Annotated in this window: 11 protein-coding genes and 2 pseudogenes; 8 read left to right on the forward strand and 5 right to left on the reverse strand. The window is 58.1% G+C overall.

Features of this window, described 5'->3' with window-relative positions:
* Positions 1 to 310: pseudogene (locus PMI40_RS24415) on the reverse strand (hypothetical protein); the annotation flags it as partial.
* Positions 311 to 459: 149 nt separating this feature from the next.
* Between PMI40_RS24415 and PMI40_RS16360 the strand changes: the two are divergent.
* From PMI40_RS16360 to PMI40_RS16385, 6 genes are all read left to right on the forward strand, one after another.
* The gene (locus PMI40_RS16360; protein WP_040502220.1) at positions 460 to 1299 is read left to right on the forward strand and encodes a M15 family metallopeptidase; all 840 of its coding nucleotides are present in this window, start codon (positions 460 to 462) and stop codon (positions 1297 to 1299) included.
* 78 nt (positions 1300 to 1377) lie between these two features.
* Positions 1378 to 1635 (forward strand): PAAR domain-containing protein, encoded by a 258-nt coding sequence (locus PMI40_RS16365; RefSeq protein ID WP_008117505.1) that lies wholly within the window; start codon positions 1378 to 1380, stop codon positions 1633 to 1635.
* A 150-nt stretch (positions 1636 to 1785) separates the two neighbouring features.
* Positions 1786 to 3189, forward strand: coding sequence for a hypothetical protein (locus PMI40_RS16370; RefSeq protein ID WP_157221586.1), 1404 nt, complete (start codon positions 1786 to 1788; stop codon positions 3187 to 3189).
* A gap of 30 nt (positions 3190 to 3219) precedes the next feature.
* On the forward strand, positions 3220 to 7095 hold the full coding sequence (gene tssM, locus PMI40_RS16375; RefSeq protein WP_008117514.1) for a type VI secretion system membrane subunit TssM: 3876 nt from the start codon (positions 3220 to 3222) through the stop codon (positions 7093 to 7095).
* Positions 7092 to 8078 (forward strand): type VI secretion system-associated protein TagF, encoded by a 987-nt coding sequence (tagF, locus tag PMI40_RS16380; RefSeq protein WP_008117516.1) that lies wholly within the window; start codon positions 7092 to 7094, stop codon positions 8076 to 8078. The genes tssM and tagF overlap by 4 nt, the downstream gene beginning before the upstream one ends.
* A 24-nt stretch (positions 8079 to 8102) precedes the next feature.
* Positions 8103 to 8885: an OmpA family protein gene (locus tag PMI40_RS16385; protein ID WP_085944264.1), complete on the forward strand. Its 783-nt coding sequence runs from the start codon at positions 8103 to 8105 to the stop codon at positions 8883 to 8885.
* A gap of 89 nt (positions 8886 to 8974) precedes the next feature.
* On the opposite strand, the gene tssA is transcribed toward PMI40_RS16385, so the two are convergent.
* Positions 8975 to 10054, reverse strand: a complete 1080-nt coding sequence (gene tssA / locus PMI40_RS16390; RefSeq protein ID WP_008117518.1) for a type VI secretion system protein TssA — start codon at positions 10052 to 10054, stop codon at positions 8975 to 8977.
* 298 nt (positions 10055 to 10352) lie between these two features.
* On the opposite strand from tssA, the gene PMI40_RS16395 reads away from it, so the two are divergent.
* The gene (locus PMI40_RS16395) at positions 10353 to 10607 is read left to right on the forward strand and encodes a hypothetical protein (protein ID WP_040502223.1); all 255 of its coding nucleotides are present in this window, start codon (positions 10353 to 10355) and stop codon (positions 10605 to 10607) included.
* Between the two features lie 73 nt (positions 10608 to 10680).
* The gene (locus PMI40_RS16400; protein WP_008117520.1) at positions 10681 to 10920 is read left to right on the forward strand and encodes a hypothetical protein; all 240 of its coding nucleotides are present in this window, start codon (positions 10681 to 10683) and stop codon (positions 10918 to 10920) included.
* Positions 10921 to 11215: 295 nt separating this feature from the next.
* Here the strand turns inward: PMI40_RS16400 and PMI40_RS24420 are convergent, their stop codons facing one another.
* The 3 genes and pseudogenes from PMI40_RS24420 to PMI40_RS24045 all read right to left on the reverse strand — a co-directional run bounded on the left by PMI40_RS24420 (position 11216) and on the right by PMI40_RS24045 (position 14256).
* Positions 11216 to 12049 (reverse strand): DUF6708 domain-containing protein, encoded by an 834-nt coding sequence (locus PMI40_RS24420; protein ID WP_238540966.1) that lies wholly within the window; start codon positions 12047 to 12049, stop codon positions 11216 to 11218.
* A gap of 250 nt (positions 12050 to 12299) precedes the next feature.
* Positions 12300 to 13216: pseudogene (locus tag PMI40_RS24615) on the reverse strand (DUF6708 domain-containing protein).
* A gap of 446 nt (positions 13217 to 13662) precedes the next feature.
* Positions 13663 to 14256, reverse strand: coding sequence for a DUF6708 domain-containing protein (locus PMI40_RS24045; RefSeq protein ID WP_238540968.1), 594 nt, complete (start codon positions 14254 to 14256; stop codon positions 13663 to 13665).
* Positions 14257 to 14511: the final 255 nt, after the last annotated feature.

Genomic DNA, 14511 nt, shown 5'->3' on the forward strand with positions numbered 1-14511 from the left:
GTGCGGCAGCCGGTGCCGCCGATGCCAGCGGCGGTACCGGCTTGGTCTCGGTCGCCGCGGTTGCGGACTCGCGAGAGGTCGAACCCGCGTAAAGCGCCGCTACGCCGATGCCCAATAAAAAGAGCAGCCCGACGACCAACGCTATTGTCCGCTTCGGCTTTCTTGGCGATCCGGCCGCTGCGGTGCGGGCATGCTGCTTGCCCTCTGAAATCGAATTGAGGATGCGAACTTCCTCCGGGCGGGATGTGTCCGATGCAGACATCAGGCTCGGGCGTGTCGATGCGGGTTTTTCTTGTTTCGGGGGCTGCAAGTCCGTACTCCTGTTTTATTATCCAACTAACAAGATGTTGGCTAATTATTATTAAATTGTTATCAAAAGCAATTCGGCTTTGACTAAAACCTGGCGACGGGCCTCTACACTATGTAGATTCACTGCCTGCCTATAAAAAAGGGGATGTCGTGTTGTTTCTCGCAATTGCGTTCTATTTATTAATTACATGCTTTGCCATGTGGCTGTTGTTATTTCCTTCAGGAAGGGAGGTAACGCTGCATTTTATTAATACGAGAATCTCCAGCTTCAAGAACAGATGGTCAAGGTGGAACACAAGCCGTAATGAAGTGTTTGCAGGGACAGCATCGGGAATTCATAGTTCCCTGTCGACATCCATTGGATATCTCCGAAAAAATTACCTGATTGCAGCTTTGGTCGTCTTTGTCCTGGTCGGGCCGGCATTTATTGCCTATTTATTAAGTGGCAAGAATATGCTGCAGGGATATGTCGACAGCGACCGGGTTGCCAATACCCAAGTGGCGGAACTTTTAAAGGGCGAGCAACTCGTACCACCGCCTCCGTTGCCGCCTGACATGTTTCTCACCAAGGAAGTGGTACAGGTCAGGCCCATGCTGGCTGATGCGAGTCGTAACTGGCAATTGCTCAATCCTGAATATGCGCAGCGCTTGCTGCTGGTATTCAAGATCATGAAAGAAAAGCACGGCTATGAGATGGCGCTGATAGAGGGGTATCGCAGCCCCGAGCGGCAGGATCTTCTGGCCAAGATGGGCAGCAACGTCACCAACGCAGGCGCTTTCCAGAGCTACCACCAGTACGGCCTGGCCGCCGACTGCGCATTCGTGAGAAACGGCAAGCTGGTCATCAGCGAAAAAGATCCCTGGGCCATGGAAGGTTATCGCCTCTATGGAGAAGTGGCTGAATCGGTCGGACTGACCTGGGGCGGGCGCTGGAAAATGATGGATTTCGGACATACCGAGTATCGGATGGCTGGCGTAATGAAAAAATAACATTTGTGATGGCGACGACTGGGTGCTGCACACCCGGCGGTCGCCGACCACATCGAAATATAGATTAAGGGGAAGGCAATGAGTCAACCGGTCATCATCCTCGGAGACAAGACCTCGCACGGCGGCTCCGTGCTCGAAGGGTCGGCGCAGACCCTGGTAGGCGGCAAACGGGTCGCGCGTGTCGGCGACAAGGTCAGTTGCCCGATCCATGGCAGCAATAGCATCGCCAGTGGCGACTCCACCACCTTGGTGGACGGGGCGCCGGTTGCCCGCGACGGCGACAAGGCCTCGTGCGGGGCGGTGTTGATCGCAAGTCAAGCCACCACCAAGGTATAACGAAGACGTTGGCCATATAACAATAAAAGGCGACTGCTGATGGGAACATGGATAAAGCGCGGCTTGCTGACCTGCGCTGTTTTCGCGATTACCTGGGCGATGTGCATCGTCTATTGGTCCGGCTCGAACCATATGCCGGACGGTACAGACGTGATTCTCTATTTGCTGGTATTGCCGGTCGGTTTCCTGCTGGCCATCTGGGCCATCCGCAAGATCCGTGGCTCGATGGCGGCGGCAGCTGCAGCAGCAGCCACCGCGGCGGCCCAGGCCCAGTCGGCCGCCATTGCATCCCCGGCGGTTCCAGCCCAACATCCCGAGCGCAGGTGGACGCTATCGGTTGCCGCCTGCGCGCTGCGCACCCCTCATGGCAGCGATGCCGGCACGTTGCTCGAACAGATGCAGGCGCACGAGTTGCGTCTTGAACTCGATCCCGAGTTGACCGATAGCGATGGCTTCCCGATATTGGCCGGCCGGGTGGCGCAGATCGATCCGCAAGCGGCGCTGGACGACTTCCATGCCTGGCGCGATCGCCAGCCGGATCATCCCGAAACAGCAGCCACGGTGGTGCTTGACCAAGAGCAATACCGCACCCTCGCCCTGGCGGCCGATATCGCGCGCGAACTGGGCGATCGCCTCACCTTGCATTCGGCTTTGGCCTCCTATATCGACGCGCCTGCGCACCGCAAGGAAGAAATACCGCTGCCGCAACTGCATTTGATGCCGTTGCTGCCCGGGTCATGGCAGGCCGCGCAACGCCTGGAGGCAGCGCAATGGCTGGCCGGCCTGGTGGTGCAGCAGGGGTGGCCCGCGGAGAAGATCACGGTAGTGCCGGCAGTCGGCGAAAACGCGCATCCGTTGCTGCACCTGGACCGACTGATCGCGACCAGCCGCACCGCGCAGACGCCCCAGCCAGGGCCGTATCTCGCGATGGCGATCGCAGCCGAGTCGAACCTGGGCCACGGCACGGTTGAGCATTGGCAAGACCAGGGCCGACTGCTGCACGGCTCGCGCAATGTCGGACAGACCCCAGGCGAAGCAGCGGTCGGGTTCATTCTTGCCGATGCCGGACAGCTCGTTGCCTTGAGCGCGGAAGACACGGTGCAGTTGCACCGCGCCAGCCTCGGCCGCAGGGATAAATCGGCAGACCTGCCCGGTCGCGTCGACGGCGACCTGCTGTCGACGCTGGCCGAGACCGCGCTGCGCGATGCCGGCATCGACGCCGCTCGAATCGGCTTGCTGGCGACCGATGGCGACCACCGCGGCAGCCGCACCGAAGAAACCCTGAAATTGGGTTACGCCCTGCTTCCCGAGCTCGATCTTGGCAGTCAATGCATCAAGGTCGCCGCCGATTGCGGTTGGGCCGGCGCCGCCACCGTACTGACGGCGCTGGCCTTGGCGCACGCCAAGACCGCAAAGGACGGCCAGCCGTCGCTGGTGGCAAGCAATGATGACGCGCTCGAGCGCGCCGCCGTCATCCTCAGCAAGCCTGTTGTCGAACCCGAGCAATCCGAGCAGTCCACACAAGCGATGGCGGCCGCAACTGCGACCGCATAAAAATAACTTCTGTCACGAATCGCCCCCACCATGCATCGAATCTGGAATTTTCTAAGCGACACGCGCACCCTCGTCATCATCGGCTTTGCCGCGCTGGCGGTGTTTCTCTTTGTCGGCGCCGATACGCTGGAAGTCGCACTGACGTGGGCTGCCGTCATCCTGGGCGCAGCCTTGTTGATCTGGCTCGGATTCTGGCTTTTCAAGCGATGGAAGATCAGGCGCGCTTCCAGCAAGCTGGGCGATGTGCTCGAACAGCAAGCCGGCAAGTCGGCGACCAGCAGCGACGGCGCCCAAAGAGAAGAGGTTGCGGCCTTGCGCACGCGCATGCTCGAAGCGATCAACACCATCAAGACCTCCAAGCTCGGCCAGAAGTCGGGCGCCGCCGCGCTCTATGAACTGCCTTGGTACATGGTGATCGGCAATCCGGCGGCCGGGAAAAGCACCGCGATCGCCAACTCGGGCCTGCAGTTTCCATTTGCCGACAAGGGCGGCAAGATCGTCCATGGCGTAGGCGGCACCCGTAACTGCGACTGGTTCTTCACCACCGACGGCATCCTGCTCGACACTGCGGGCCGCTATTCGGTCTACGAAGAAGACCGCAGCGAATGGTTCAGCTTCCTGGGCCTGCTCAAACGGTATCGCAAGCAGGCGCCGATCAACGGCATCATCATTGCCGTGAGCATCGCCGAACTGACCGGCAACCGTCCCGAATTCGCCATCAACCTGGCCAAGAACCTGCGCCAGCGCGTGCAGGAGCTGACCGAGAAACTGGAAGTGTTCGCGCCCGTCTATGTGGTCTTCACCAAGGCCGACCTGATTACCGGTTTCAACGAATTCTTCCTCGACACGGAACGCGGCGAGCGCGACCGGGTTTGGGGTGCCACGCTGGCCTACGACCGCAAGCGCAGCGGCCAGGAAGTCGTGGGCTTCTTCGATGACCGCTTCGACGAATTGTACGACGGCCTCAAGGAGATGAGCCTGGCCAACATGTCGGTCAAGCGCGGCGAAAACCTGGCGCCCGGGGTGCTGACCTTCCCGCTCGAATTCTCGTCCATCAAGGGGGTGCTGCGCTCGTTCGTGGCGACCTTGTTCGAGGAGAATCCTTTTCAGTTCAAGCCGGTGTTTCGCGGTTTCTACTTCACCAGCGCGTTGCAGGAAGGCGCTACCGTAAGCGCATCGACGCAGCGTATCGCCGACCGCTTCGGGCTGGCGCTGGAGCATAAGCCGCAGCGCGAGATCTTCTCGCAGCATGGTTTCTTCCTGCACAATCTGTTCAAGCAGGTGATCTTCGCCGACAAGCAACTGGTCGCCCAGTACACCAGCCGCAACAAGACCCGCATGCGCTACGCCACGTTCTTCGCGGCCATTGCGATCCTGGGCGTCCTGCTGGGCGGCTGGAGCTGGTCGTACCTGGGCAACAAGCAGCTGACAGCCAATGTCCAGGCCGACATGGACAAGGCCGTCAAGCTCCAGGAAAGGCGCCTCGACCTGCAATCCCGATTCGAAGCGCTGGAGATCCTGCAGGACCGCATCGAACAACTCGACCGCTATCGTGCCAGCCGTCCCATCTCGGTCGGGTTGGGCCTTTACCAGGGCGACCTGCTCGAACGCAAGCTGCGTGAAGAGTATTTTGCCGGCATCAAGGAAATCATGGTCAAGCCGGTGGCGGCCAACGTCGAGAACTATCTCAACGAAGTCAACGCCAATGCCGCCCGGCTGGAACCGATGGCCAAGCCGCCGCAAAGCGGCACGCCCACCGCCGACAACGGCGCGCAGCCCACCAATGCGTTGCGCACCTACAAGGACAGCTCGGCCACCAGTGTCGAAGACGCCTATAACGCCCTCAAGACCTACCTGATGCTGGCCGACAAGTCGCGCGTCGAATCGAGCCATCTGAACGACCAGATCACACGCTTCTGGCGCGGCTGGCTCGAGACCAATCGCGGCACGATGCCACGCGAACAGATGATTCGCAGTGCCGAGCGACTCATCAGTTTCTCGCTGGAGCAGATCAACGATCCTTCCTGGCCGACCGTCGACAATAAGCTGACGCTGGTCGACCAGACCCGTGAAAACCTGCGTCGCGTGGTGCGCGGCATGCCGGCGCGCGAGCGCGTGTATGCCGACGTCAAGGCGCGCGCGGCGACCCGCTTCGCGTCGATGACGGTGGCACGCATCGTCGGCGAGAAGGACAAGGACCTGGTGGTGGGCAGCTATGCGATTGCCGGCACCTTCACCCGCGACGCCTGGGACAAATTCGTGCAGGACGCATTCAAGGAAGCCGCCAACAAGGAACTGCAAAGCGCGGACTGGGTGCTCAAGACTTCCGCCAAGGATGACTTGACCCTGGAAGGCAGTCCGGAACAGATCCAGAAGGCATTGGTGACACAATACAAGACCGAGTACGCCCGCGAATGGCAGAAATTCCTGCAAGGCGTGAGCATTGCCGAATTGCGCAACCTGGACGATGCCACCACGGCCATGAATCGTATCGGCGACCCGCTGACCTCCCCCCTGAACAAGGTGGTCAATACGGTCTACGACGAGACGTCATGGGATAACCCATCCCTGGTGGACGCCGGCCTGGCCAACGCGCGCAAGGGCTTCATGGGATGGTTCAAGGAAACCATCCTGCGTCGCTCGCCGGCGCCGGTGCCGACCCAGCTCAATGCAGACGGCACCAGTGCCATCCCGATGGGTCCGGTGGGACGCGAGTTTGCCGGCGTGGCGCGACTGGTGGTGAGCAAGGACAAGGACACCTCACTGATGCGCCGCTACATGGACAACCTGTCTAAGCTGCGCACCCGCTTCAATACCATCAAGAACCAGGGCGACACCGGTCCCGGCGCCAAGCAGCTGATGCAACAGACGCTGGAAGGCAATGGCTCCGAATTGTCCGACTCGCTCAAGTTCGTCGACGAAGAAATGCTGCCCGGCCTCAACGACCAGCAGAAGACCGTGCTGCGCCCGCTGCTGGTGCGTCCGCTGGTCCAGGGCTTCAACGCCCTGGTGCGGCCGACCGAAGGCGAAGTCAACAAGATCTGGCGCGCCCAGGTGTATGAACCGTTCCAGAGCAACCTGGCGGCCAAGTACCCGTTCTCGGCCAACTCCAAGATCGAGGCCAACGGCGGCGAAATTGCCACCGTGTTCGGCGAAAGCGGCGCTATCTCCAAGTTCGTCACGACGTCGATGGGCCCGCTGGTGGTACGTCGCGGCGATACGCTGTCGCCGCGCAAGTGGGCCGACATGGGCATCACGCTCTCGCCCGTGATCACCACCAGTTTCGCCGACTGGGTCAGCACCCCGGGCAGTGCCGGCGGCGGTGGCGGTGGCGGCGCCCCTGCAGAGGCCCAGACCGTGTTCCAGATCCAGCCGCTGCCGGCCCCGGGCGCGCTCGAATACACGGTGGAAATCGATGGCCAGCAGCTGCGCTATCGCAATACCCAGGCGCAATGGACCAACTTCATCTGGCCCAATCCCGCAGGTGCGCCCGGCGCCAAGGTGACCGCCGTCACCTACGACGGTCGTACCATCGAAGTGGCCAACCAGCCGGGCCGTTTCGGTCTGGAACGATTGATCAACACGGCCCAGCGCAAGCGCAAGGATAACGGCGCGTTCGAGTTGAGCTGGACCACCGAGGGCGTCACCGTGATGGTCAACCTGAAGATCATCAGTAGCGCCGAGGTATCCGGCAGCGGCACCGGCACGGCCCGCGGCACCGCCGGCTTGCGCGGCCTGAAGCTGCCCGAGACCATCGCCGGCGGGTCTGCCGCGGCGCCGGCGACTGCCCCCTCGCCCGCACCGGTGCCGACACCTGCGCCAGCGTCAGCGCCGGCCGCAGTCCCACCTCCGGGCGCGCCGGCGGTTCAACCACAGATCCAACCAACAACAGGGGTTACGCAATGAGTGCAAATGGCACCCCCATCAAGGTCGGCTATTTTGGCAAGATCCCGTCGCGCGGCGACTTCATCAAGGCAACCGACAACGCCGCCTTGATCACGCTGCTGGACAACTGGCTGGCGCAGACCATGGAAATGCTCTCGCGCGATCCGCGCTGGAAACTGATCTACGACGGCATCCAGCCGCTGCACTTCGCTGTCATGGGACCACGCAGCCGACGGGCGATTGCCGGTCACCTGCGCGCCAGCAGCGACCAATCGCAACGACGCTTTCCGTTCCTGTCGATGAGCGCCATTGACGTCGACGATCCGGTGGCCTTCGTCAGCAACAGCCCGTTGATCCTGTCCCGCCTGTGGGGGCGCCTGGAAGCGCTGACCACCAACGTACTCGCCGCGCCCGATCCGGCAACACCGCTGCAGACGCTGGCCTCTACCACGCTGGAGCTCGATATCAACAGCGCCGGCTACAGCGCCGCGTTTGCCGATTTCATGGAGCTGCAGACGCTGGGCGCGCTCGACACCATGCTGGCCCAGGCCGGTTTCAAGGGCACGCCGCGCCAGTTGCTGCTGGCGCTGGGCCTGTTGTTGCAACCGGTGATGGCCAGCACCTCCAGCCGGCTGGACAAGAACCTGATCCTGCCGCTGCCGCGCGACCCGATGTATCGCAGCATGGTGGCCAGTTTCTGGATGCAGCTGATTACCCCGTTCCTGGCACGCGCCGACTTCGAGCTGGCCTTGTTCATCACGCGACTGGGTGAACAGCCATGCATGATCCTGGGCTTTTCGGGCGCGTCGCCGCGCACCCTGTATTCGGTGGTCGACACCCAGGCCGGCGCCGAGCACAACATCGCCTTCGACGAGGCCGACTGGATAGAAGAACACGTGGGCGGCGACTACGGCATCCAGAAACTATCGAGTTATCTGGCCCATCCCGACCTGTCGTTGAAGTCTGCCCACGATTCGTTTCGCGAAGCTTTCATCGGAGCCTGAACCTTGAACCCCTCCCTCTTTTCCATGCGTCGCGTCGCCCTGATGGGCGCGACCGCCCTCGCCTGCGCCACGGCGTTTGCCCAGAATGCGGCGCCGCCCGTCGCCACCCCGACGCCGGGCCAGGTGCTGGTTACCGGCACCGTCCCCGATGAAGCCAGCAAGGCTGCCGCGCTGGCGCGACTGCGTGAGGTCTATGGGCCCGATCGGGTGGTAGACCAGATCGCCGTCGGCCAGGTCGTGCTACCGGCAAACTGGAACAACCACGTACAGAAGCTGATCTCGCCCAATCTCAAGGCAATCAGCCGAGGTCAGCTGAAGATAGACGGCACCGCCGTGAGCATTACCGGCGAGGTGTCCAACGAAGCGCAGCGCCAGCAGATCGCCAGCGACATGGCCAGCAGCCTCAATTCGTCGTACACGGTCAACAACGGCTTGCGCGTATCGGCATCGGAACAGGGCTTGCTCGACAACGCGCTGGCCAACCGGGTGGTGGCATTCGAAAGCGGGCAGGCCACGCTCACGCCGGAAGGCAAGCGCATCCTGGATGAGATCGCCGCGGCGATGCTCAAGCTGAAGGGCCGGCATGTCGAGATCATCGGCAACACCGACAACGAAGGGCTGCGCGCCAGCAATATCTCGCTATCGCTGGCGCGTGCCGATGCCGTCAAGGCTTACCTGGGTGTCAAGGGCGTGGATGACAGCATGCTCAGCACCTCGGGCCAGGGCCCTGACCGGCCGGTGGCTTCCAATAACACGGCAGAAGGACGCGCCAAGAATCGACGCATCGAATTCCGCATCGCCAAGTAAGCGCCCGTCGTCACAAGCATTGAAAAAAACGGAACCGTGCGTTGCATCGGTTCCGTTTTTCGTTGCTGGCGGCAGATGGTTCGAGACGCTTATTCCTGTGGCGGCGGCTGCAGGCCGAGCAGTTCCTCTACGTGCGACAGTGCGGCGTTATCCTTGATGACGGTCTTGAGCCAGGCGTGCAGCGGCAGTTCGCCCCAATGCGCGGCCTTGTCGGCCAGATGGGCCACCGGACTGTGCGGTTCGGTGCGACGGAAGAATTCCGCGACGGCGCGCAATTGGGCAATCGCTTCGGCTCGCGTACGAATGGGGCCATTGGCAACGTTGACGTGGCCTGCCGGCGGCGTAGCGTCGGCCACTGGCGCGTTCGCCACTTGCTGGTCGGCCTGCACCGCCGCTTCATTGGCGGCCGACGTGCGCAAGCCGGTGTCGGCGGCAAAGCGATCGATGGTGGCCCTGGCCATGGCCAGGGCATCGCGGGCCGCTGAAAAACCCGGACCATCGGCGCCAAGACGCGCGTCTACCGATTTTTCCATCTGGTCGAGCGCCTGGGCGCAATACTGGGCATCTGCCATCAGCGCCTGATAAAACGCGTGCGAACTGCGCTTGCGTGCCGCCTCCATCACGGCCAGCTTGACACCATCGTCGGCGTGATTGCCGTCGGAGCCATTGCGTTCGGCATTGGCGGCACGACTGCGCGCACCTTCGAAGTCGATCATCGAGAAGGCGCTGCCGCGCCCTTCTGTCAACGGAATTTCGCGAATCAGCTGCACCGAACGCGAGAGCAACCAGGTCAGGTTGCCGACGCGACGATCATGATCGCCGTCTTCGGACTGCGGGTACAAGCCATCCCAATAGTGATCGAACAAACCGGCAATCAGGGAGAAACCGTCCCCGAGCCCGCCGAAGCCACGGGTCTTGGCCGACGCTTCTGTATACCAGACGGCCAGTCGCAGGTCCTTGCTGCGCGACCGGATCAGGCTGGCGCACTGGGCTTCTACAAAGCCCCAATCGGCTTCCTTGATATCGGTGACCCATTCGCCCTGGTCCAGCGTGGGATCGTCGAAGCGACGTGCTTCCGAGACGGCATCGAGCTCGGGCGTGAAGGACAGGTCTTCACCGCAGGCTAGCGAGTCACTGACTGGACTCAACATCTGGTCGATGGCGGACATGGTGGTTTTTCCCCCTAACAAGGATTTCAGGCTGGGCAGTTTCACGATGATCCCATTCTTTGTCTTTTGATCAAGCCCGAGCCGGCTCGGGCTTGCCAGGTGAACGGTGCTTGGACGCAATTGGACCGGGTAGTATGGCAAGCGTTCTCAAGCCTTGTGGAATTATTTTCCTGCGAATACATCGGGATTTTATCGTGGACGGTCGTATCCGGCCTGCCAAGAAAAACCGCCTGAACCAGCGCCACATTTCAAGAAATCCGCCATGCGCCCGCGCCGATTAACGCTTAAGATCACGCCTATGAAGCTGCATATCATCTACACGGTATCAGGAATGTTCCTGTCGAAGAAACGATACGACTCCTGGCATGAAATCCAGCACGAGTATCCCGACTATAAGGCGTCGCTCGGCCCCTGGTCGATTGAAGAAACAGAAGAATTTCTGAAGCAGGAATATCCCGGCATCGATCCGCTCCCATCTGAACAGGTGGGTGACTTCATCAAGTTGACCGATACCGTTCGCGACATTTCGTTTTTGCAGAGCACATCGAAATGACAGTCGTCGATAGCCTGACAGCAGAACAAATCGCTTCGCGATCAAAACCAGAACTGGAAAGCAGCCGCTCCTCATGAAGAAGAAAATGAAACCGCCAGCGCTCAAGGATTTCCAACCGGGTACCGTTTTTATCATCAAGGAATTCGATGTTCCGCTGACGCACTCGCCGACACCAGATGGCGGCTGGCTTTGGCTGAACTGGTTTGGCGGCACCCCATCACCCTATGATGAGCGCAAATTCCTGAAACAGGGAAACCACTGGCCAGCCGCCTCCTTTGAAGAGTGGCTCGCGCTGGTCCAGGACTCTCTGTAGTAACTGCACCGGTTACGTCATCCAACATCCACAGCGGGCGAGGCAAGCCCTGCTGGCCATTGAGGTTCGGGCGCGCACTTCATCGCGATGTAATGGCATAGGCCCATGGGCAGCCAGATCCAGAAGAACCACATCGTGACAATATGGCATGTAGGTAAACAGACTGCGTCGGAAAGAAATACTCTGTTGAGCGTTCAATTGGCAGCAAGATCTTCGTACCAGTCGGGATTAGGGACGCTGAAACGCTATTGGTTATTTAACATTAAATTTGCTCGCGAACCTCCATTCAGCCACCCTAACCCCAAGGGTTGCTACCGTCCGGAAGATCAATTTCCGCAGGCCATTTCGGCTCGGGCGCACACTTCATCGCTATGTAATGGCATAGGCCCATGGGCAACCAAATCCAGAAAAACCACATCATCACGAAGGCGAGGATGACGTCGATAGGCTCCATTCGACTGCGATACTCATTGCCATCCATCGACGGATCGAAATAGGGCATATAGGTAAAAAAGCTGCGTCGCAAAGAAATCGTTTTCGGCGTGGGATGTTCCTTTGGCAGGTGTAACTGCCCTTGCGCCATGTAGCATCGGACATATGCCCACATCCACTGCAAGCCTTTGATCGTCATGTCGTTGCCCTTGAGGGTGATCCGATCCACGACCTCGTTCGTTCCTGCCTTACAGAACAAGAGTATCAGCGCATATCGGACCATATAGACCTTGCCGTTGTAACCGGCCTGCTTCGACAGCTCCGCGTAGACGTTGTCCCAATCAAAAGTCTTCACAACCACGCGCCGCCGCGCAAAAGGATTCAAACTCAGGCTGTAATCGTAGACGACGATTTTCCTGGCTTGACGATAAAACCGCACTGGCAGGTCGCGTGGGATATTACAATCCAGCCAGCTAAGGAAAATACCAAAAACAAAAAAAAGAATGATCGATAGCCATAGGACAATGGACAAAAATATCGGGACTGCCGCATCGAATGAATTTTTCGCAATCGCCGGCATCTGAAACGCGAAGAAAACCACCATTGGCGCTGTAATCAATAATAGCCCTCCACGCAACAAGGTCGAGGCCCGCGACAACTCAAGAAATTGATCATTTATCTGGTTGATATCTTTCATAGAGAGGGGCTATTTCTTCCTCTCCGCCAAGAGGTTCGTCACGATCTGGCAGATTCTGATACCAGTGGGGACTGGGTACATTGAAGCGTTGTTTCATGGGAGCGAGTCGATATAGTCGTTAGTGGCAGTTCAAATTGAATCAGACCGGTCATTGCGCTTTATAGAGTGATTACTTTTATCCATATCGATCAGGAGCCATCGATATTCAATATTTGAAGTACACCGCCTCATCCACAGTATTCCGATATACCTAATGAACATCCATTTGAGCTGGCCAACGAGGCTCGGGGGCGAACTTCATCGCGATGTAATGACAGAGTCCCATCGGTAACCAGATCCAGAAAAACCATATAGTGAGCAGGACCATGATCAGGTCAACAGGCTGCATGCGCCCACGGAAATGCGAACCCTCTGACGTCGGATTCAGATAGGACATGTAGATGAAAAGGCTATTTACCAATGAGAGCTTTTGCGAACGCGAGGTTACCACTGGCACGCTGGTCAAACCATGCACCATGTAACTGCGTACGTAATCCCACAACGCAATCAGTCCATTGACGGTCATATCATTCGATTTCAAGATGATACGATCAACCACTTCATTTGTACCGGGTTGGCAAATCACCAGTACCAGACCATAGCGCACCATGTACGCTTTTCCGGTAAAGCCGGCCTGCCGCGTCAGTTCCGCCTGTACATTTTGCCATCGTAGGTCTTTATCTTTGCCACTCGTCGTGCCAAAGGATTGGGTCCGACCGGATATTCGTAAGCGTATACCTTCCCAGTTTCGCGTTCGAAACGCACTGGTGTATCGCGTGGAATACGGCAGTCCAGATATACAAGGAATAACGAAAACGACATTACTGCCGCCAGCAGTATCCAATTGACCACTGTAAAAAAAATCTCATCGTCGGGTTCGTCTGTTACACGCAAAAGCATAGGAATCGACCAGCACAACAATGCGGCAATGACCAAGCCACCGAGAAACAGCCCCCCACGAAGGATATTGCCAGCCCGGGAAATTTCCAGATAGTGATGATCGACCGAAATGACATCATCTTCCAACGTCGGAGATTCGACCAGTTGACCAATTGGCGCCTGTTGCTCAACGAGGTCTGCGAACCAATGCGGATTAACGATGGAAAAACGCGTTTTATTATTCTTCATCAAATTTCCTCATCTATAACGCTCCGGTCAAACAAGTGCCATCAATGCTATCTGACCGTTAATTGACTTCAGACTTGCCGGCTCAAAACATCCGGATCGATGTTCGCATAGGCCTGCTGGATCGCTGCGGCGGCAATGCCTTTTCCGTCGAATACCGGCGTCGGGGTACTGATCAACAATTGGCCATTCGGATATGTCGTTTTTTTTTACGGTGTGATTACGTTGACATCATCTTTCAATGTTGGCCATTTAACGGTCTTACCAACATGCGCTGCGCATCCGGCAAGTACTCGTGCCAGTGCAACTTAATTGGAGAGAAGCAGACCATGGTACATGTCATCAACATTCCTTCGCTGGGCACAGCTATCGCGCCGGTCGAATAGCCTCGTTCTTCAAGGTCGACGTAGGACCGTTCATCCGATACTCAATCCAAGCGACCGATAAACTTAGAAAGTCTCAATTTCCGCAGGCCATTTTGGCTCGGGCGCACACTTCATCGCTATGTAATGACACAACCCCATCGGCAGCCAGACCCAGAACAGCCACATCATGAAAAATGCAAGGATCACGTCAATGGCCTGCATGCGACTGCGATAGTCGGCGCCTTCGGCTGAGGGATCGAAGTACGGCATGTAGGTAAAAAAACTGCGACGAAACGAAATACTTTGCAGGCGCGGTTTCTCGGTCGGCAGATTGGCCGTTCCTTCGGACATATAGCGACGAACATAAGCCCACATCGCCTGTAACCCCTTGATCGTCATGTCGTTACCTTTAAGTGTGATCCGGTCAACAACTTCGGGTGTCCCAGGCTTGCAGACTACCAACACCAATGCGTAACGCACCATGTACGCCTTACCGTTAAAACCTGCTTGCTTCGTCAGATCGGCTTCGATAACTCCCCAGTCAAATATCTTGATAGCGCTGCGGCGCTGGACGAACGGATTCAAGCTGAGACTGAAATCATAGACAATGACTTTTTTTTCTTTTCGATCAAAACGAACCGGGAGGTCCCGCGGTATATGACAGTCAAGCCAGATCATGAATATCGCAAAAAAAAGCAACGATGCTTGCATGACCAGTAAGACGAAAATAACGAACGGAGATCTCGGCGATGTTAAAAAAATCTCTCGTGTTAAGGAAAAAAAAGAACAAAGCAAAACTAGTACTATCGATCCCATGAGAAAAATCCGCCCCGAAGCACACTCGAGGTACGAGATACCTCAAGGTACCTTTCATTAATTTCATTAAGGTCTTCGGCTAAGTACACAGAATTTTTACCTTGGTCTATCTGCGTT

The organism is Herbaspirillum sp. YR522, from assembly GCF_000282575.1.
In the GTDB taxonomy this organism is placed as follows: Bacteria; Pseudomonadota; Gammaproteobacteria; order Burkholderiales; family Burkholderiaceae_D; genus Herbaspirillum.

Coding starts and splice junctions, on each gene's coding strand:
- PMI40_RS16365 (WP_008117505.1), top strand. CDS start 1,378: ATGAGTCAACCGGTCATCATCCTCGGAGACAAGACCTCGCACGGCGGC.
- tssM (WP_008117514.1), top strand. CDS start 3,220: ATGCATCGAATCTGGAATTTTCTAAGCGACACGCGCACCCTCGTCATC.
- tagF (WP_008117516.1), top strand. CDS start 7,092: ATGAGTGCAAATGGCACCCCCATCAAGGTCGGCTATTTTGGCAAGATC.
- PMI40_RS16385 (WP_085944264.1), top strand. CDS start 8,103: ATGCGTCGCGTCGCCCTGATGGGCGCGACCGCCCTCGCCTGCGCCACG.
- tssA (WP_008117518.1), bottom strand. CDS start 10,054: ATGTCCGCCATCGACCAGATGTTGAGTCCAGTCAGTGACTCGCTAGCC.
- PMI40_RS16395 (WP_040502223.1), top strand. CDS start 10,353: ATGAAGCTGCATATCATCTACACGGTATCAGGAATGTTCCTGTCGAAG.
- PMI40_RS16400 (WP_008117520.1), top strand. CDS start 10,681: ATGAAGAAGAAAATGAAACCGCCAGCGCTCAAGGATTTCCAACCGGGT.
- PMI40_RS24420 (WP_238540966.1), bottom strand. CDS start 12,049: ATGAAAGATATCAACCAGATAAATGATCAATTTCTTGAGTTGTCGCGG.
- PMI40_RS24045 (WP_238540968.1), bottom strand. CDS start 14,256: ATGATCTGGCTTGACTGTCATATACCGCGGGACCTCCCGGTTCGTTTT.